Origin of the sequence: Pseudomonas sp. KBN12P06040 (assembly GCF_037574965.1) — a bacterium.
In the GTDB taxonomy this organism is placed as follows: Bacteria; Pseudomonadota; Gammaproteobacteria; order Pseudomonadales; family Pseudomonadaceae; genus Pseudomonas; species Pseudomonas aeruginosa.
On record NZ_JBBELS010000001.1, the window covers coordinates 1,679,650 to 1,698,359 of the forward strand.

The 18,710-nt window shown below is 65.3% G+C and carries 18 protein-coding genes; 8 read left to right on the top strand and 10 right to left on the bottom strand.

Annotated features, from left to right (window positions below):
• Window positions 1–46 precede the first annotated feature (46 nt).
• The 8 genes from VQ067_RS07905 to VQ067_RS07940 all read left to right on the top strand — a co-directional run bounded on the left by VQ067_RS07905 (window position 47) and on the right by VQ067_RS07940 (window position 7,122).
• Window positions 47–313: a hypothetical protein gene (locus tag VQ067_RS07905; protein WP_033991457.1), complete on the top strand. Its 267-nt coding sequence runs from the start codon at window positions 47–49 to the stop codon at window positions 311–313.
• A 119-nt stretch (window positions 314–432) separates the two neighbouring features.
• Complete coding sequence (locus VQ067_RS07910) at window positions 433–627, top strand: heavy-metal-associated domain-containing protein (RefSeq protein ID WP_003092060.1); 195 nt, start codon at window positions 433–435, stop codon at window positions 625–627.
• 228 nt (window positions 628–855) lie between these two features.
• Window positions 856–1,137 carry a hypothetical protein gene (locus VQ067_RS07915; RefSeq protein WP_162491999.1) on the top strand — a complete coding sequence of 94 codons (282 nt, stop codon included), beginning with the start codon at window positions 856–858 and terminating at the stop codon, window positions 1,135–1,137.
• Window positions 1,028–2,065 (top strand): HOASN domain-containing protein, encoded by a 1,038-nt coding sequence (locus VQ067_RS07920; RefSeq protein WP_033991456.1) that lies wholly within the window; start codon window positions 1,028–1,030, stop codon window positions 2,063–2,065. Before VQ067_RS07915 ends, VQ067_RS07920 begins: the two co-directional genes overlap by 110 nt.
• A 32-nt stretch (window positions 2,066–2,097) precedes the next feature.
• On the top strand, window positions 2,098–3,084 hold the full coding sequence (locus VQ067_RS07925) for an HOASN domain-containing protein (protein WP_033991455.1): 987 nt from the start codon (window positions 2,098–2,100) through the stop codon (window positions 3,082–3,084).
• Between the two features lie 30 nt (window positions 3,085–3,114).
• Window positions 3,115–4,548 carry an adenylosuccinate lyase gene (purB, locus tag VQ067_RS07930; protein ID WP_033991454.1) on the top strand — a complete coding sequence of 478 codons (1,434 nt, stop codon included), beginning with the start codon at window positions 3,115–3,117 and terminating at the stop codon, window positions 4,546–4,548.
• Window positions 4,548–5,999 carry a class-II fumarase/aspartase family protein gene (locus tag VQ067_RS07935; RefSeq protein WP_033991452.1) on the top strand — a complete coding sequence of 484 codons (1,452 nt, stop codon included), beginning with the start codon at window positions 4,548–4,550 and terminating at the stop codon, window positions 5,997–5,999. The genes purB and VQ067_RS07935 overlap by 1 nt, the downstream gene beginning before the upstream one ends.
• Window positions 6,000–6,048: 49 nt before the next feature.
• Window positions 6,049–7,122: a class I SAM-dependent methyltransferase gene (locus VQ067_RS07940; protein ID WP_003092054.1), complete on the top strand. Its 1,074-nt coding sequence runs from the start codon at window positions 6,049–6,051 to the stop codon at window positions 7,120–7,122.
• 199 nt (window positions 7,123–7,321) lie between these two features.
• Here the strand turns inward: VQ067_RS07940 and VQ067_RS07945 are convergent, their stop codons facing one another.
• The 10 genes from VQ067_RS07945 to pldA all read right to left on the bottom strand — a co-directional run bounded on the left by VQ067_RS07945 (window position 7,322) and on the right by pldA (window position 18,707).
• Entirely contained in the window at window positions 7,322–7,501 is a 180-nt protein-coding gene (locus tag VQ067_RS07945) for a PA3496 family putative envelope integrity protein (protein ID WP_003092052.1), read from the bottom strand.
• Window positions 7,502–7,609: 108 nt separating this feature from the next.
• Entirely contained in the window at window positions 7,610–8,248 is a 639-nt protein-coding gene (nth, locus tag VQ067_RS07950) for an endonuclease III (RefSeq protein ID WP_003092050.1), read from the bottom strand.
• On the bottom strand, window positions 8,245–8,961 hold the full coding sequence (locus VQ067_RS07955; protein ID WP_003107418.1) for an electron transport complex subunit E: 717 nt from the start codon (window positions 8,959–8,961) through the stop codon (window positions 8,245–8,247). Before VQ067_RS07955 ends, nth begins: the two co-directional genes overlap by 4 nt.
• Window positions 8,954–9,598: an electron transport complex subunit RsxG gene (rsxG, locus tag VQ067_RS07960; protein WP_003092047.1), complete on the bottom strand. Its 645-nt coding sequence runs from the start codon at window positions 9,596–9,598 to the stop codon at window positions 8,954–8,956. Before rsxG ends, VQ067_RS07955 begins: the two co-directional genes overlap by 8 nt.
• Window positions 9,598–10,632 (bottom strand): RnfABCDGE type electron transport complex subunit D, encoded by a 1,035-nt coding sequence (locus tag VQ067_RS07965; protein ID WP_023081525.1) that lies wholly within the window; start codon window positions 10,630–10,632, stop codon window positions 9,598–9,600. The genes rsxG and VQ067_RS07965 overlap by 1 nt, the downstream gene beginning before the upstream one ends.
• A 2-nt stretch (window positions 10,633–10,634) precedes the next feature.
• The gene (rsxC, locus tag VQ067_RS07970) at window positions 10,635–12,959 is read right to left on the bottom strand and encodes an electron transport complex subunit RsxC (protein WP_033991449.1); all 2,325 of its coding nucleotides are present in this window, start codon (window positions 12,957–12,959) and stop codon (window positions 10,635–10,637) included.
• A complete protein-coding gene (rsxB, locus tag VQ067_RS07975; protein WP_003092043.1) occupies window positions 12,956–13,522 on the bottom strand; it encodes an electron transport complex subunit RsxB in 567 nt (188 codons plus the stop codon). The genes rsxC and rsxB overlap by 4 nt, the downstream gene beginning before the upstream one ends.
• Window positions 13,519–14,103 (bottom strand): electron transport complex subunit RsxA, encoded by a 585-nt coding sequence (gene rsxA / locus VQ067_RS07980; protein WP_003092041.1) that lies wholly within the window; start codon window positions 14,101–14,103, stop codon window positions 13,519–13,521. The genes rsxB and rsxA overlap by 4 nt, the downstream gene beginning before the upstream one ends.
• A 177-nt stretch (window positions 14,104–14,280) precedes the next feature.
• Window positions 14,281–14,979 (bottom strand): T6SS immunity protein Tli4 family protein, encoded by a 699-nt coding sequence (locus tag VQ067_RS07985; protein WP_033991447.1) that lies wholly within the window; start codon window positions 14,977–14,979, stop codon window positions 14,281–14,283.
• 428 nt (window positions 14,980–15,407) lie between these two features.
• Window positions 15,408–18,707 carry a phospholipase D gene (gene pldA / locus VQ067_RS07990; RefSeq protein WP_033991445.1) on the bottom strand — a complete coding sequence of 1,100 codons (3,300 nt, stop codon included), beginning with the start codon at window positions 18,705–18,707 and terminating at the stop codon, window positions 15,408–15,410.
• Window positions 18,708–18,710: the final 3 nt, after the last annotated feature.

Below are 18,710 nucleotides of genomic sequence, written 5' to 3' on the forward strand. Positions count from 1 at the left end.
GAACTCTTTTCGGTAGTTCATTCAGATGGATGAGTGAAGAGGGCAGATGGAAAGTATCTGCTCGGGACTTCAATGTTCAGAAGAGTGGGGAAGCATTACTTTCTCACTGTTCTTCAGGTACGTTACGGCTGCCCGCCGTTTCTTATTGAACGAAGTCACTCCTGTGCCTCTGCGCTCGCGCCGCACGGAGAATATCGTCGAGAGGTTCTTCAATGGTGAGTGGAGCTGGCTGACGCGGTATCTCGGTTGTCTGGCGGAGTTGTTCTATATGTTCGAACTTGGCTTTGCTCGTTGTTTTAAGTTTGCGGAATAACCTCTGGAACTATTCATATGAATTCTTGAAAGTTTAGTTTACCTGAGAGATTTATGAGTTGACCTTGTCACGATGGCAGGACTCATGGTTCGCAGGAGTCAACAAACCAGGAGGTTGCGATGTTTTCTTTCCATATTCCGAACATGACCTGCGGCGGTTGTGCCAAGACTGTCACCCGTATCCTGCACGGCGTCGATCCCCAGGCGCGCGTAGAGACCGATCCCCCTCGGCGCGAGGCCAGGGTCGAGAGCACTCTGGACAAGCACGCATTCCTCGAGGCGTTGAGCGAGGCCGGTTATCCGGAGGGCCGTTGAGTGCATGGGCATGACGCAGGCGTAGGGTCGGATAGTAGCGTTTCGCCCAGTGCCGGCAATAGGAAAATGATTTTCATTGAAGTTCGCGTTCCATATGCCATCAATGGCGCTTGGCTATTGTGGAAAGAACTCTTTGGAATTTGTAAATCAATATTTCAGTCGGCCGCGAGGTGACAGTTATGTGAACGGCAAGAGGCGCTGACAGGAAACCCTAAAAGTTATTCGCCGATGGATTCGCAGGCCTTTAGCTCGGGGTTTTTCGCAGCGCATCCAATGTTATCGAAGAGCACCTTTCGGCGAACTCCGTTGTCCGCCGACAAGGCCGCTGCATTGCTTGACCTTGCCACCGTGGCAAGCTTTACGGTCGCCCCGCACAACAACAAAAACAAGGGTGATCCAAATGACTTCAAATCCGTTACAGCAATGCTGCAATTCTTCCTCCGATATGAATATCCGCCACCAGCGGACAATGTCGGAACCTGCCCGAAATGCATCGGTTCTCCTGGCTGAAGCCTTGAAACCGGGTGCCTCCCTGGACCAGATCACGCTCGCGCTCGAGGCGATTCTCGCGGTCACGGCCAAAGGCCTGGGCGGCGATGCTTCGGCTTACGCGCAGTACCAGGCGTTGCTCCTGGAACTGCATGTAGGCAGCGATCCGCATACGGAGCCGACCCGCCGCTGGATGGCGAGCCAGGTCTACCTGGTCGAGGATCGTTTCGCTCCCGAGCCGGCCGGTTTCAGCGCCGTCCCGGTGGAGGAGTTCCGCAAGAAGGTCGACGCCGAGATCGAGGCGCGCAGCCGGGTGCGCCATCCCATGTCGGTCCACCTGTTCCAGGGCACGCCGCCGGTCGAGGACGTGCGCTTCTTCCTGGAACACCATTGGGTCCGTTCCTACAACTTCTACAGCCTCCTGGCGGAGCTGGCCTTCCGCTTCGAAAACATCGAGGACGCCTCGGTGTTCTACCGCAACCTCTACGGCGAGGCCGGGGCGGAGACGCCGGAGCGCTCGCACCCCGCGTTGCTGTCCCACCTGATGACCTACTTCGACATTCCGCTGCGCATCGATTTCCCGGCGCTGCATCCGCTGGAGAAGGCCTACCTCAACAACCGTATCCGTTGCGTGCGGCACACCGATGTCGCCTGGGGCCTTGCGCTCCTGTACGCGGTCGAGTCGGTGAGCTGCGTCAACCACCGGCGCATCTACGAACTCCTGCAGCGCCTGGGCGTGCCCGAGCAACCCAGCGAGTTCCATCGCCTGCACGGCACCCAGGACGAGATCGATACCGAGGAGATGTGGGCGCTGATCGCCAAGTTCGCGCCGAGCGAAGACTTCCAGCGCAAGTTCATGCAGTCGCTGGCGCGCCACTTCGAAATCAACCGGGCCTACTTCGACCTGCTCTGGGAGCAGATGCAGGCGAATTCCCTGGCCATGGCCTGATGCCTATCCAGAACAAGAACAAGGAGTACAGGATGAATACCCGCAATTTTTCCCTGCCGCAGTTGCAGAACCTGCCCATCGATGAAGCACGCAGCGTTGCCGATGCGCTGGCCGTCCACGCTACTTCCCGCCAGATCGATAGCGCCGCGAGCAAGCTGGCCGCGCTGGCCGAGGCAGGGCTCAAGGGCGACCGCCAGGCCTATGCCGCGTACCAGCAGTTGCTCTACGTCCTTTCGTTGAGCGACGACGTGGCGACCGCCCAGACCCGGCGTTGGATGGCCCGGGCGATCTATCGCGTCGAAGAGCGTTTCATGCCCGCCGCCGATCTTTCCAGGGCGCTGTCCGAGGAGGATTTCCAGAAGCGTCTCGAACAGGAAATCGCCGCGCAGTCCCGCGAGCGGCACCCGATGTCGCAGTACGTGTTCTCCGGCTCGGCCTCCCGCGCGCAGCTCCAGGTGTTCCTCCGTCACCAGTGGTTCCGCACCTTCCGCCTGTACCGCGATGCGGCCGATCTGTTGGTCAACCTGACCGATGTGGACGAGGCCGCGGCGCTCGCGCGCTACCTCTATGGCGAGTTGGGCGAGGAAGACGAAAAGGGTTCGCATCCGCGCCTGCTGGCCAAGCTGCTCGAAGCCATCGGCCTGGAGGCGGACTTCCAGGCCGTCTCGACGATGCCCGAGGAAATCGCCTACCTGAACAATCGCGCCCGTGCCTTCCGGCATGCCGAGGTCGGTTGGGGGCTGGCGGTGTTCTACATCACCGAACTGGTCGTGCCGGGGAACCACGAAAAGCTCTATCGGGCCCTGCTCCAGGCCGGCCTGAGCGAGGACCAGGCGGAGTACTACAAGGTCCACATCAGCCTCGTACCGCCGCGGGCCAAGCGCGAATGGCAACTCATCGCGCGGCGGATTCCGGACGTGCAGTTCCAGAATGCGTTCCTGACCTCGCTATCGCAGCACTTCCGTGTGGAAAGGGCCTATTACGACGCGATCTGGGAAGAGATGCAGAGCGTCAAGTGACTTCCACCGGGACAAAGCGAGCACTCGAAAATGCCAAGTCACATTACGGAATCCCGTATACACGGGGGCGCCTACTCGTCCCCGGCATTCGCCGCGATCTTTTCCGATACCAACCAGGTGCGGAGGTGGCTGGATGTCGAGCGAGCCTTGGCGGCGACCCAGGCCGAGATGGGCATCATCCCCCACGAGGCGGCGCGGGAGATCGACCGCGCCGCCCAGGTGGAGCGCTTCGACCTCACCCAACTGGGCCGCGAAAGCCTGGAGACAGGGCACCTACTGGTGCCTACCATCCGCGCCCTGGCGAGGTCGTGCGAGGGTAGCTGGGGGGAGTACGTGCACTATGGCGTGACCACCCAGGACATCCTCGACACCGGGCTGATGCTGCAGGTCAAGGAAGCCTGGGGCCATGCGCTCGGGCTCCTGCACTCGATCCGTGGCCATCTGCTGGCGCTTGCCCTGCGCCACCAGCACACGCCGATGGTTGCACGCACCCACGGGCAGCAGGCGCTGCCCACGACCTTCGGCTACAAGGTCGCCGTCTGGGTGGATGAAATCGACCGTCACCTGGCGCGCTTCGACGAAGCGCGCGAACGCGTCCTGGTCGGCAACCTGACCGGTGCCGTGGGAACCCTGGCGTCGTTCGGCGCCCAGGGCTTCGAGCTACAGCGGCGAACCCTGGCCAGGCTTGGCCTCGGCGCGCCGTCGACCAGTTGGCACAGCGCCCGGGACCGGGTGCTGGAGGTTGCCGGGTTGCTGGTCCAGGTGTCGGTGACGCTGGGCCGGGTGGCGAACGAGATCTACCACCTGCAGCGCAGCGAAATCGACGAGGTACGCGAGGGCAGCCGGCCGGGACAGGTGGGCAGCAGCACCATGCCGCACAAGCGGAACCCGTCGTCGGTCGACCTGGTCAGCGCGCTGTCGCGGCTGGTGCGGGCGCAGATGGTGGCGCTCACCGATGCCGCGTTCCAGTTGCACGAGCGCGACGGCACCGCCTGGCGCATCGAGTGGGCGGCGTTGCCGGAGCTGTTCGTCTACGCCGGAGCCTTGCTGACCCGCATGGAGGCGGTGCTGGCCGAGGGGCTCGAGGTGCGCGAGGAACGCATGCGCACCAACCTCGACCTGCTGGGTGGGCTGATCCTGTCGGAGCGGGTCATGCTCGCGCTGGCGAGGCAGTTCGGCAAGCAGACCGCCCACGAACTGCTCCATGAGATAACCCAGGCCTCCCAGCGGCAGGGCGTTCCGTTCCGCGAGGCGCTGCTCGGGCAGCCAAGGTTGCGCGGCTGTTTCAGCGCCGAGGCGCTCGAAGAACTGCTCGACCCCGTCGGCTACGTCGGCCTCGCCGCGGAGATGGTCGACCTGGTCGCCGACAAACCACGAACCGGCGCGTCGGGCGACAGGCTCGAAGGCGCCGCCTCTTCCCAAGGAAATCCCGGTCAGTCCCAGTACGTGATGGAGGATAGGTGATGGATGCTGAATCGCTGGAAATGCTTGCCCGTTCCTCGTGCACCGCGCATCCGCAGAGCTTCGGCGGCGCACCGGCCGAGTCGTCCTGCAAGCACGAACACAGTCACATCGTTGACTCTAAAACCCATGGCGGCGGCTACGCCGGTCCGGTGAGCCGACGGATCTTCTGTAGCCACTGCCGCCTGCAACGCTGGCTCGACGTGGAGGCGGCGCTGGCGCTGGCGCAGGCCGATGTCGGCGTCATTCCGCCCGAGGCCGCGCTGGAGATCGCGAAGGCCGCCAGGCTTTCGGCCGTCGACCTGCAGCAGATCACCGACGGCGTGGCCAGCACCGGGCACTCGCTGATGCCCCTGCTGGGTGCGCTGCAACGGAACTGCAGCCCCAGCGCGCGCGAGTACGTGCATTTCGGCGCGACCACGCAGGATATCCAGGACACCGCGCAGTCCCTGGAAATGCGCGATGTGCTGGATGAAACGGAGCGGGCGCTGGACATCCTCCTGGACCGGCTCTCGGTGCTGGCGAGCGGGACCCGCAATGCGCTGATGGTCGCCAGGACCCACTCGATCCCGGCGTTGCCAACCACCTTCGGGCTGAAGGTGGCCGGCTGGATCGACGAGTTGCTGCGTCACCGCGAACGCCTGGGCGAGGCGCGCAAGCGGATCCTGGTGGTGCAACTGTTCGGCGGCGTGGGCACGATGGCCGCCTTCGGCGACGAGGCCATGCTCCTGCTCGAAAGCTTCGCGCGGCGGCTGTCGCTGGACGTGCCGCTGGCGGGTTGGCACGTGTCCCGCGACCGGGTTACCGAGTTCGTCAGTACCCTGGCCATGGTCACCGCGTCCCTGGCGCGGATCGCCGACGAGATCCGCACCCTGAACCGCTGGGAGATCGGCGAGCTGGAGGTGGGCTGGACGCAGCAGCAGATCGGTAGCAGCACCATGCCCCACAAGCGCAATCCGGAAGGCTGCGAGCAGGTCGTGGTGCTGGCCCGGCTGGCCAAGGCCCAGGTCCTGCTCGCGCTGGACGCCATGATCCTCGAGCACGAGCGGGACTACCGCGGCACGCGCCTGGAATGGTGTGCGGTGGCGGACGTTTCCCACTATGCGCTGATGGCGCTGTCGCTGCTGACCGACACCATCGACGGGCTCACGGTCCACGACGAGACCATGGCGCGGACGGCGAATGCATACAGCGATGCGATCTGTACCGAGGCGTTCGTCTTCGAGATGGCCAAGCAACTGGGCAAGAGCAGCGCTTACGAAATCATCTTCGAGATCACCCAGGCCTGCCAGCGCAAGCGGATTCCGATGCGCCAGGCGCTCGAGTCGGATCCGCGGGTGGGCGCCGTCATGCCGAAGGAAACCCTGGCCAGGCTGTTCGAGCCGCGGAGCCATCTCGGCATGGCCGGGACCATCGTCGACAAGGTGCTGGACAAGGTCGCCAGCCACCACTGAATCACCCGCCGCCAGAGGCGGCGGTACTGCACATCAACGGAGAACAAGAATGACAAAGGCTAACGAGATCGAAACCGCGAAGGTCAAGCAGTTTTCAGCGCGGATCATGGAGGACTACGGCAATACCCTGCGCGGCGCGATGCTCTACATCGGCGACCGCCTGGGGCTGTTCAAGGCGCTCGCCCATGGCCAATGGGTGACCCTGGAGGAGCTGGCGCAGCAGACCGGCTACACCACCCGCTACCTGCGCGAATGGCTGGGCAGCATGGTCACCGGCAACTACCTGGCCTACGATCCGCAGAGCAGGAGCTATCGGTTGCCGGCCGAGTTCGTCCCGGTGCTCGCCGACGAGGACTCGCCTTATTTCGCCGGCGGGATCATCCAGTTGAGCGTGCCCTTCGTGAGCATGGCGCCGAAGATCATCGAGGCCTTCCGCTGCGGCGGCGGTTGCCCCGAGGAATCCTTCCCGCTGGAAACCTGGGAAGGCATGGAGCGCATGACCATGCCCTGGTACAAGCACTTCCTCGTGCAGCACTGGATCCCTTCGCTGGATGGCGTCAAGGAAAAGCTCCAGGCGGGTGGCAGCGTGCTCGATTTCGGCTGCGGCAGCGGGCTGGCCGCGATCATGATGGCCAAGGCGTTCCCCGAAGCCCAGGTCTATGGCTGTGACTTCCACGCGCCGTCCATCGAACGCGCGCGGGCGAACGCCGAGGCCGCGGGGGTCGGCGACCGGGTGCGCTTCGAGGTCAGCGATTCCGATGCGCTGGCGGGCAAGAAGTTCGACTTCGTCACGACCTTCGTGGTCATCCACGACGCGACCGACCCGCAGCAGATGATGAAGGACCTGCGCGAGTCGACCGCCGACGATGGGACCTACCTGATGGTGGAACTCAACCTGTCGCAGGAACTGCACGAGAACATGAACCTGTTCGGTCGCGTGATGTACCCGCAGAGCACGCTGTATTGCATGACCTGTTCGCTGTCCCACGGCGGCGAGGGCCTCGGCGCCTTCATGGGCGAGGACCGCGCGCGGCAGATGGCCGAGGCCGCCGGCTTCAGTCGCTTCCGCAAGGTGCCTTCGGAGTGGCCGCCGCTGCCGGCGCTGTTCGAACTGCGACCCTGACGGCGTTATCCGGGACGGCCGGGACGGCAACCGTCGGATAGCGGTTGCCGTGGCCGCCGCCCGGCGCGTGCCGGCTGGGCATGGCGGTCTCGGCTCGATCGCACTGGTGTTCAGGCCCGCTTCGGCGGGCTTTTCATGGCCGCCGGAAAAACGAAGCCCCGCCAATTGCGGGGCTTGCTTGCGGTGTGGACGGCGCTGCTCACAGGTCGAAGTCGTAGTCCGACAACTGGCGCTGCAGGCGGCGTTCTTCCAGCAGGTTGTCGATGATGCGACGCTTGGTCAGGTTGGTCTTGGCCACCTCGACGCTGGTTTCCTCGCCGTCATCCTCTTCAACGCCGGCTTCGTCGTCGATCTCGAGTTCTTCTTTGGCTTTTGCCATGACATTCACTCCAACTTATGGGGTGGTAATGGCGCACCTTATAGCGACAAAGCCGTGGCTGGTAAAAAAGATTTTTTCAATCGTAAAGATAGGATTTCGAATAGTTGATCAATCGTCTGAAGTCTTGTGCTTGTATTCGCACAGGTCCTCGATCCGGCAGCTTCCGCATTGCGGCTTGCGCGCCTTGCAGACGTAGCGGCCATGCAGGATCAGCCAGTGGTGGGCATCGAGCAGGTACTCGCGCGGCACGAACTTCAGCAGTTTCTTCTCCACCTCCAGAACGTTCTTTCCCGGTGCTATGCCGGTGCGGTTGGCGACGCGGAAGATATGCGTGTCCACCGCCATGGCCAGTTGCCGGAAAGCGGTATTGAGCACCACGTTGGCGGTCTTGCGGCCAACCCCGGGCAGGGCTTCGAGGTCCTCGCGGTTGTCGGGGACCTGGCCGCCGTGCTTTTCGATGAGGATGCGGCAGGTTTCGATGACGTTCTTCGCCTTGCTGTTGTAGAGGCCGATGGTCTTGATGTACTCCGACAGCCCCTCGACGCCGAGGGCGTGGATCGCCTCGGGGGTGTTGGCCACCGGATAGAGGCGGGCGGTGGCCTTGTTCACCCCGACGTCGGTGGCCTGGGCGGAGAGGATCACCGCGATGAGCAGTTCGAAGGGGGTGGTGTAGGCCAGTTCGGTCCTTGGCTCGGGGTTGTCTTCGTGCAGTCGGCGGAAGATCTCCGCGCGCTTGGCGGCATTCATTCAATCACTCCGGTGACGCGGACGCGCTGGCGCTGGGTGGCGGGTACGTCGCCCGCCTGCACCTTGGCGCGTTCCGCCAGGCTTTCATCGATACGGTTCTTCAGGGCGATCAGCAGGCCGAGCATGATGAACGCGCCCGGCGGCAGGATCGCCAGCAGGAAGCCCTGGTACTGTGGGAACGGCTGGATCTTCCAGTCCGCCGCCGCCGGGCCGAACAGCAAGTGCATGTCGGCCAGCAGGGTACCCTGGCCGAGCAGCTCGCGCAGGCCGCCGAGGACCAGCAGGACCAGGGCGAAGCCGAGGCCCATCAGCAGTCCGTCGAAGCTGGCGCGCAGCACGCCGTTCTTCGCCGCGAAGGCCTCGGCGCGGCCGAGGATCACGCAGTTGGTGGTGATCAGCGGGATGAAGATACCGAGGACCTGGTACAGCTCGTAGGTCCAGGCCTGCATCAGCAGTTCGATGCAGGTGGTCAGCACGGCGATGATCATGACGAACGCCGGCAGCCGGATCGCCTCGCTCACCGCGCCGCGCACCAACGATACCGCGGCATTGGAGCAGGCCAGCACGAGCATGGTGGCCAGGCCCAGGCCGAGGGCGTTGACCGTCGAGTTGCTGGTGCCCAGCAGCGGGCACAGGCCGAGCAACTGGACCAGACCCGGGTTGTTGCGCCACAGGCCGTTGCGGGCGATCTCGCGGAAATCTTGTTCACTCATGTCCGGCAGCCTCTTCGGGGGCGAGCAGGCGTTCGCGGTTGGCGTCGAAGTAGCGCAGCGCCTTGTGCACGGCGCGGACCACGGCGCGCGGGGTGACGGTGGCGCCGGCGAACTGGTCGAACGTACCGCCGTCCTTCTTCACCGCCCAGCCGGCGTCCGCCGGATCGCCCAGGCTCTTGCCGTCGAAACCGTGCACCCAGGGACTCTTGGCCAGTTCGATGCGGTCGCCGAGGCCGGGGGTTTCCTTGTGCGCGACGACCCGTACGCCGAGCAGCCGGCCCTGGGCGGTGACCCCGACCAGTAGCTGGATGGCGCCGCTGTAGCCATCCGGCGCGCTGGCCTGGAGGATCACTGCGCTGGCCTGGCCGTGCAGGCGGGCGACATAGGCCGGACGCGGCGCATCCAGGCCGAGCAGCTTCGGCGCGAAGGTTGGCACCTGGCTGTCCAGCGGATGGTTGTCGTAGCTGCCCGGCGGCAGCAGTTCCAGCAGGGCGCGGCCGCGCGCCTCGCGCTGGGCTTCGGCGATGCGCGCTTCGGTGAATTGCTGCACCAGTGCTACCAGGCCCACTCCGACCAGGGCGAAGAGCCCGAGCAGGAGGGCATTGCGCAGCATCGAACGGCGAGTCGCGGCGTCCATCAGTCGCCTGCCTTGAAGCCGCGCTCGGCCTTGCGATGGCCGTAGGTGCGCGGCCGGGTGTAGTAGTCGATGGTCGGCGCCGCCAGGTTCATCAGCAGCACGGCGAACGCCACGCCATCGGGATAGCCGCCCCAGGCGCGGATGACGTAGGTGAGGACGCCGACGCCGAGGCCGAAGACCAGCCGCCCGCGATTGCTGGTGGCGCCGGACACCGGGTCGGTGACGATGAAGAAGGCGCCGAGCATGGTCGCCCCGCTGAACAGATGGAACAGTGGCGAGCCATGGGAATCGGAGCCGGAACCATTCCAGAACAGCAGGCTCATGGCGAACAGGCCGGCGAGCATGCCCAGCGGCGCGTGCCAGGTGAACAGCCGGCGCCAGAGCAGGAACAGGCCGCCGAGGAGGAACGCCAGGTTGACCCACTCGCTGCCGGCGCCGCCGAGATGGCCGAAGGCCGGGTTGCCGGCGAACAGCTCGTCGACGGTCAGGCTGCGGTCGGTCTTCAGCACGTCGAGGGCGGTGGCGTGGGCCCAGGCGTCCGGCCGGGTAGCGAGGCCGAGGAATTCGCGGAGGCTGTCGGGCAGGCCGAGGGCGCTGTCCGGCGAGGGCCAGCGGGTCATTTCCAGGGGAAACGAGACCAGCGCCACGACGTAGCCGAGCATCGCCGGGTTGAACGGGTTCTGTCCGAGGCCGCCGTACAGGTGCTTGCCGAATACCAGGGCGAAGAAGGTCGCCACCAGGGTCAGCCACCAGGGGGCGTAGGGCGGCAGGGCGACGGCCAGCAACAGGGCGGTGACCAGCGCGCTGCCGTCCTTGAGGAACACCCCCGGCGGACGTTTGCGCAGGGCCAGCATGGCGGCTTCGCAGGCCAGCGCGACGAGGCTGGCCCAGGCCAGGTTGAGCAGGGTGCCCGGGCCGTACAGCCAGGTCAGCGTCAGCAGGCCGGGGACGCAGGCGCCGAGCACCAGGCGCATGATCGCCGGGGTACGGTTGGAGCCGCGGGCGTGGGGCGAGGTGGGGCGGGGCAGGGCCATGGTCACTCCGTACCGTGTTCGGTCAGGGCGCGCTCGGCGGCGCTCAGGCGCGCGCGGGCGGCGGCGAGTGCGGCGGGGTCGGCGTTCGCCAGGCGTTCGAGCTTCTTCAGGGCGGCGCGGGCGTAGGCCAGCTCGGTCTTCAGCTCGCGGGTGTGCGGGTCGACCGGGCGCTTGTCGATCCGCACCAGCTCCGGCGCCGGCTTGCCGCAGGCGTCCTCGGCGGCATGCAGGTCGCGCTCGGCGGCTTGCAGCTCGCCGCGCAGGCGTTCCAGCTCGCTGTCCATCACCCCGGCCTGCTCGGCCTTCTTCAAGGCCGCGCGCTTGCCGACCAGGGCGATCTTCGCCCGCTTCAGCGCCGCCTGGCCGTCGTCGCCGGGCGCCGCGGGCTTCGGCGCGTGACGCTCGAGGCGGGCCAGGGTGGCTTCGCAACGCTCGACCTCGGCGCGCAGTTCGTCGAGGGTCGCCCGCTGCTCGGCGCCGGGCGCTTCGCCGAAGGCCTTTTCCGAGCGCTTGAGCTGGGCGCGGGCCATGGCGGCCTGGGCCTTGGCCTTCTTCAGTTCGGCTTCGTCGTCGAGCGCGGCAGGCGGTGCGCTGGGTAGGTCGCGCGGCAGGCTGGCTTCGGCATCGGCCAGGGCCTTGTCGGCGGCCTCGGCGGCGGCGCGCAGTTCCGCGACCAGGCCATGCTGTTCCGGGGTGTCGTGGCTGAGCAACTGTTTCTCGGCCTTCTTCAGGGCCACCCGCGCCATGCTCGCTTCGATCTTCAGCCGCTTCAGCCGTTCGCTGCCGCTACCGGCCTGCTTGCGCGCCCTGGCCCGCTCGATCGCCGCCTGCACCGGGTCGACCGCCGTGGCGGGGGCGGCTTCCTCGCGCTCGGCCTGGGCGGCGCGCGCCAGCGCGGCCTTCTCGGCGCGTTGGGCGCGTTCTGCGGCCCGGCGCTCCTCGTCGCGGCGCAGGCGAGCCTGGCGTTGCTCGAAACGCTCACGGGATTGTTCGGCCTTCAGCAACTTCTGCCGCTGCTCGCGGATCTCCGCCTTGGACGCGCGATAGTACTGCACCAGGGGGATGCTCGACGGGCAGACGTAGGCGCAGGCGCCGCATTCGATGCAATCGAACAGGTTGTGGGCGAGCAATTGCTCGTGCTCGTCGCCCAGGGCGAAGAAATGCAGTTGTTGTGGCAGCAGGCTGACGGGGCAGACCTGGGCGCAGTCGCCGCAGCGGATACAGGGCATGGCCGGCACTGGTTCCGGCAGCTCCGTGGCATCGCCGGCGAGCAGGCAGTTGCAGGTCTTGATCAGCGGCACCGAGAGATCGGGCAGGGCGAAGCCCATCATCGGCCCGCCCATCAGCACGCGTTGCAGGCGTCCCTCGGCGAGGCCGGCGAACGCCAGCAGCTCGTGCACCGGCGTGCCGATCAGCGCCTCGACGTTCATCGGCCGCTCCAGGGCGCCGCCGGCGAGGGTGGTGATCCGCGAGATCAGCGGCCGACCGAGGACGACGGCATCGTGCACGGCGGCCAGGGTGCCGACGTTCTGGCACAGGATGCCGATGTCCGCCGGCAGGCCGTCCGCGGGGACTTCCCTGCCGGTGAGCAACTGGATCAGCTGGCGCTCGCCGCCCGAGGGATAGCGGGTCGGCAGGGCGACGATGCGATAGGGCCGTTCACCGAGGGCGGCGCCGAGGGCGGCGATGGCTTCCGGCTTGTCGTCCTCGATGCCGACCAGCACCTCTTCGGGGCGCAGGATCTGCACCAGGATATCGATGCCGCCCAGCACCTGCGTGGCGCGCTCGCGCATGAGCAGGTCGTCGGCGCTGATGTAGGGCTCGCATTCGGCGCCGTTCACCACCAGCGTATGGATCTTGTCCGCCGGGCGCGCGGCGAGCTTGGCGGCGGTGGGGAAGCCGGCGCCGCCGAGACCGCCGATGCCGGCCGCGCGGATACGTTCGAGCAGCGCCAGCGGGCTTTCGGCGCGGAAGTCCGGGCAGGGATGCAGCTCGGTCCAGCGCTCCAGGCCGTCGCTGGCGATGACGATGGCCGGCGCGGGAAGACCGGAGGCATGCGGATAGGGGTGTGCGCCGATCGCCACCACGGTCCCCGAGGTCGGGGCATGCAGCGCGGCGCTGACGGTGCCGTCCGGGAGGGCGATGGTCTGGCCTTTGAGCACGGCCTGGCCGACTTCCACGCAAGGCCGCGCCGGCGCGCCGATGTGCTGGCCGAGCGGCACGATGTAGCGCTGCGCCAGCGGCGCCTGCTGGATCGGCAGGGCGGTGGAGCGCTCCTTGTTGGCCGGCAGGCAGAGGCCACCGGGGAAGGCGTGCAGGGCGCTCATGCCGCTCGCTCCCGGTCGCTGGCGATCAGTCGCGGCGACGGCTGCGGCCATTTCCAGTGGCGCACGTCGTCTGGGGTTTCGCGCATCTCGATGCAGTCCACCGGACAGGGCTCCAGGCACAGGTCGCAACCGGTGCATTCGTCGGCGATCACCGTGTGCATCAGCCGTGCGGCGCCGACGATGGCGTCCACCGGGCAGGCCTGGATGCACTTGGTGCAGCCGATGCATTCGGCCTCGCGGATGTAGGCTACCCGCGGCGGGGTTTCCTCGGCGGCGTCGAGCGGCTCGGGCTCCAGGTCGAGCAGGTCGGCGAGGGCGCGGATGGTCGCTTCGCCGCCCGGCGGGCACTTGTTGATCTTGTCGCCGGCGGCGATCGCCTCGGCGTAGGGCTTGCAGCCGGGGTAGCCACACTGGCCGCACTGGGTCTGCGGCAACAGGGCGTTGACCTGCTCGGCGACCGGGTCGCCCTGGACGCGGAAGCGCACCGCCGCATAGCCGAGCAGCGCACCGCCGGCCAGGCAGATCGGCAGCAGCGCGCCGATCGCCAGGAACACGCCGTTCATGGCCGGACCAACCCGCTGAAGCCCATGAACGCCAGCGACATCAGGCCGGCGGTGATCATGCCGATGGCCGCGCCGCGGAACGGCGCCGGCACGTCGGCGATGGCGATGCGCTCGCGCAGGGCGGCGAACAGCACCAGCACCAGGGAAAAGCCCAGCCCGGCGCCGAAGCCCTGGGTAGTGGCCTGGAGGAAGCCGTATTCAGCCTTGTTGGCGTTGAGCAGGGCGACGCCGAGGACGATGCAATTGGTGGTGATCAGCGGCAGGAAGATGCCGAGCACCCGGTACAGCAGCGGGCTGGTCTTCTTCACCAGCATCTCGGTGAACTGCACCACCACCGCGATCACCAGGATGAAGCCGATGGTGCGCAGGTACTCCAGGTCCAGCGGGCGCAGCACGTAGCGTTGCAGGATATGGCTGCACATCGCCGCCAGGGTCAGGACGAAGGTGGTGGCGAGGGACAGGCCGATGGCCGTCTCGATCTTCCGCGACACGCCCATGAACGGGCACAGGCCGAGGAACTGCACCAGGACAAAGTTGTTGACCAGGATGGCGCTGACCAGGATCAGGGCGAGTTCAGTCATACGCGAAGCATTCGTTGCAGGGCCGGGGCCGTCGGGGAAATCCCCTATTATCGGGTGGGATTGCCCTGCAAGGCTAGCGTACCTTCGCAGTTTGGCATGGCAACCCAGTCAGTCGCAGGCGCCGCCAGGACCCATGGTCCATGGCGGAGGCTCGTGCAAGTGCCCGCGATGTGGGTTTCAGCGCGCCAGCCGCTGCTCGATGCTTTGGCTCAGGGCCTTCAGGCGGGGCAGTACTTCTTCGGGGGGCGGGGTGTAGTCGGTGAGGTCGTCGGTGCCTTTCTGGAAGGTCTGCACCTGGATCGCTACCAGCGGATCGAGGGTGCCGCCTGTATGGGCCAGGCCGAACCAGGCGCGTTCCCGTTCGCCGGAGTCGGGGCGCGGGTCGAGGCGCCAGCCTTCGAAGGCGGCCAGGCGCTTGCCGATGTGGAGGCTGTCGAGCAGCGCGCTTTTTTTCCATTTCTGCCGGTCGTAGCCGGGACGGAAGTCGCTGTCGTAGAGGCCGCTGGTGGGACGGGTCTGCCAGGGATCGTTGGCCGAGGCGGTGAGCAGGCTGAAGATCACGTTGGGCGTGCGGGTGAAACGCAGGCTGTTCTTCAGTTCGTAGGCGGTCTTGCCGTCGTCGGCGATAAAGCCGTAGGGGAAGCAGATGCCCGGTTCGTTCGGCACTTCGTAAAGCTCGCGGGTGCGGAAACGGGCGATTAGGTCCTTGATGCGCTGGGCGGAGTTCTCGGTCGGCTTGGAGAAGGTGAAGTAATAGACCCGCTGGTTGCGCCAGAGCAGGACATGGAAGGGGATATTCTTGCTGCCAAGGATATGGGATTCGGGGATGCCGAGATCGTGTTCGTAGATCTTGGCGAGAGGAATCTTGGCCTCCATTTCTGCGATTCCTTTTTTTATCCGTTCAATACTTTTCTCTTCGCTCTTGTTTTTTTGGAGCGTACTTATTGCTTTCTTGTCTAGTTTTATGTTTTCTCTAAGATGGTCTTGGTATATTTCTGCTGTTCCTTTTATGTAGTTTGAGGCGTTATGGAATTCATTTTTATCAACCTTTTCGGAAACGTAAAAAATCATACTGTCGTAGTCATAGCTGCCGTTGTCACCTACGGCGGTCACCTCGGCGGTAAAGTTATGCCCCCCCCCTTTGGATATCTGCCAGACTCGTGAGGCATCATAAGTTGCCCACTCCATCTCCTCCGGTATCTCGAAGGTCATTCGACCCAGACACTCCTGGTATTTACTTGAGGGGGCCTCTGCCCAAGTTATATTCGAGCTGCTCAATAGGATAAGCCCCATCAAAACCCTTTTCATGTGCGATGCTTTCCTTGTGCCGAGCTATCTCCATTCATGGCGACCTGGGTGGGAAGCGATCTGCTGTCCTGATGTGCCAGGATGCTTAGATTCAAGCCAGAATCATTGCGCTCACCACGGGTCCAACTGGTTGGTAGAGCCGTGATGAAACCGGAAACCCCGTTGGGTGGTGGGAAGGTTTTCACCGAAGTGAGATTAGATGAGCGCCAGAAGATTTCCTGATATGGCATCGGCTCCATCAGTTGTCCGCCCGCCCTTAACTCGCCAGGTTTTCTGTATGCCCAGGTTGGCCATATGGAGGCGGGAAATCCGTCCTCAAATCCTTTAGGCGGCTCTGGAGTCAGTTGCAGTTGAGTCTGGCTGATATTTTGGGGAATAAAATTGAAAGTCCGTTCATAGGCACGAGTATTCTCCTTGGCTAATGTTTGTATAGCTTCCCAGGCCTCTTGAGCCGCCGGGATGGACAGATAAGCACTCAACTCGCTGGCCGGCTTGACGAAACCGCCTGGCCCCTGGCTCAAGCCAAAATGCTTCTTCCACAAATTCACCCGCAACTGGTGGATGGCCTTGCCGACGATGGCGTCGTTCTTGCCGTCCAGCCTGACCGTCAGCGGCTCGCTGTCGCGCACCATCACCGCCAGCTCGGAGTCGCGCTCGCCTTGCAGGCTGCGGTCGTTGATATTGGCGCTGCCGAGGATGGCCACCCGGTCGTCGGCGATCAGCAGCTTGCTGTGCACGTAGATCTGTTCGGTGACCACCCGCCCGCCGAGCACCGCCCAGGTGCGCAGGTTGAGCAGGGTCAGGTAGCGGCTCCAGTCCTGCTGTTCGTAGACCGGGCGACCGCGAGCGTCCTTGCGCTCGATGATTTCCCGGGCCTGGGCCGGGTCGGACTTGCCTTCCAGGGCCTTGAGCGCCATCTGCCGCTGAATGCGCTTGACCAGGCTCTGTTCGCCGAACACCAGGCTCTGCTGGGTCAGGTGCACCTGGTGCATGATGTTCGGCACGTTCAGCGCGCCCTCCGGGTGCACCGGCAGGACCAGGTAGACGTGGAACGGGTGCTCGCGCTGGATGGCCCGTTCGATGCGCCGCGCCAGGGCTTCGCCGATCTCGTTGAGCAGGCCGTGCTGGGCCTCGCCGAGCTTGTGGGTGAGCCAGCCCTGGGCGTTCACGCCCCACATGGCGAGCATCGACTTGAGGAACTGGCGGGCCTCGGTGCCAGGCTCCTGGGCGATCTTCTCCACTTCGGCCCAGTCCAGCAGCCAGAGGTCGCGCTGCTCCAGGGCTTCCTCCAAGCGTATCCGGACGACGAAGTCGCGTCGCAGGCTGCCAACGTCGCGCAGACTGGCCATGGGGCCTGAAAGGGGCAGATCCTTGAAAACTTCGCCTTCCTTGCCGAACTCGCTCTGGAAGAACTGGTTCTCGATATAGATGAACTGCTGCGCCCCGGAAATCGCCAGGAGCATGGCGTCCTTGCAGTTGCTCTGGACTCCTTCGGTGGAGACGCCGACCTGCAAGGGCAGGTTCACTCCCGCGCCGAGGCGGCCGGCCTGCTCCTGTTCGAGCATGCGCGCCGCGGCGCTGCGCAGTACCTGTACGGTCATGCCGCCGCGGCGCACCTCCGGTTCTTGCGGCAACTGTTCCGGCGCGTTGATCCAGCAGGGCGTGGGTGGGTCCAGTTCGAGCCGGAGGTTGCGCTTCTCGTCCAGGTAGTTCTCCAATCCCGCGGCGGCGGCCAGGCTGTTCAGCCACTTCATCACGGCTTCCAGGGCGCTGCGTACCAGCGCCGTATCCTGTAGCGCCGGCGTCTTGGCCAGGTAGGCCTGCTGGCCGTTCCAGCGGTCGATGAAGTTGCGCGCCAGGTCGTACACCGACGGCCCTTCGATGCGGCAATGCACATCCTGCCAGGGCATGCGCGGCTGGTCGGCGGCCAGCCGGGCGTTGTCCGGCGAGGCCAATGGCTGAGGCGCTTCGTCCAGGTAGCGATAGGGTTGCTGGTGGCCTCCGGCGCGGGCCTGCAACAGCCTGTGGAGTGTCCAGAACAGCGAGCCGGCCAACTCGCCGGCCTTGCCGCTCAGGTTCTGCGGGATATCTTCGAAGCCCTTGCCGCTGATCAGGGTCAGGACCTGGCCCAGTTCGGTTTCGCTCATCCACTGGTTGATCAGGAGCAGGCTCTTGATCCGCAGGGCTTCCGGCAGGTTGAGCGCGGCCGTGCGCAGTTCCTCCAGCCAGGCGCGCAGGCGGCGTTCGAGTTCAGGCTCGATGGGCAGGGCGTCGAGGTTGTCGGCGATCAGGTTGGCAATGGCGCGGATGCTGCTGGCGACCATCTGCCGCCTGAGCGCATCGAGCCGTTCGAAGCCTTCGTCCAGGCCTTCTTTCGAGCTGTTGTAGGCGCGGCCGAGCCATTGCAGGGAGGGCAGCATCGGGCTGCGGAACAGGTCGGAAAGGTAGGCGCCGCCGTTGAGGGCGCGGGCGCGGCTGGGTGCGAGGGGAATGCTCAGCAGCGGTTCGTCGCTGGCGGCGATGTGCGGGAAGGGCGACAGGCGAAGGGTGGGCGCATGCAGCGTCAGGCTGGCGAGCGGCCTGGAAAGGTCGAACAGGGTGGCCATCATCAGGCCCATGGAGCTGACGTGTTCGTCCTCCGCCATCCAGCCAAGATGCGGTAGGCCGGGATTATAGGCGTCGTTGCCCCGGCGCCCGGAGGCGTCGAGGCTGAAATCGTTGTCGTCGCGACGGCCATAGGCAAGGTCGATCCCGCCGACATAGCCGATGCGGTTGTCGATCACCACGGATTTCTGGTGGTGGGAGAAGGCGACGCCCAGTCCCTGCATGTCGCTCTGCTGGATCGCCGGCGTACAGAAGGCGCGCGCGCCGCCCTCGAGTCCGGCGTTGAGCTGGAACACCGCGAGCATGGTTTCGAAGTCATAGGTGCCGAGGCTGCCGGAAGGGCTGAGCCAGGGCATCACGTAGACCTTCAGCGCGGGCGAGCGCTCCAGCGCCTGGCGCAGGCACTGCCAGAGGCTGCGGCGGCCGTCGAGGAGGACGTCGTAGTTGACCTGCCAGCCGGTGATGAAGATGCTCGAACTGGCGCTGTCGAGGGCGCTGGCCAGGTCGCTGAAGTAGTCCCGGCCGGTGGTGAAGAAGCGGACCCGGTTACCGGCCCGCTTTTCGGAAAAGAGGTTGGACCCCTTGATGAAACAGCCCGGTGCGGAAATGGCTACGCAGGGGCTGCCATCCTGCTGGTTGATCTGGTTGAGTTCCTTTTCGTGGAGGCCGTTGTAGGGCTTCTTCTGCAACATGGA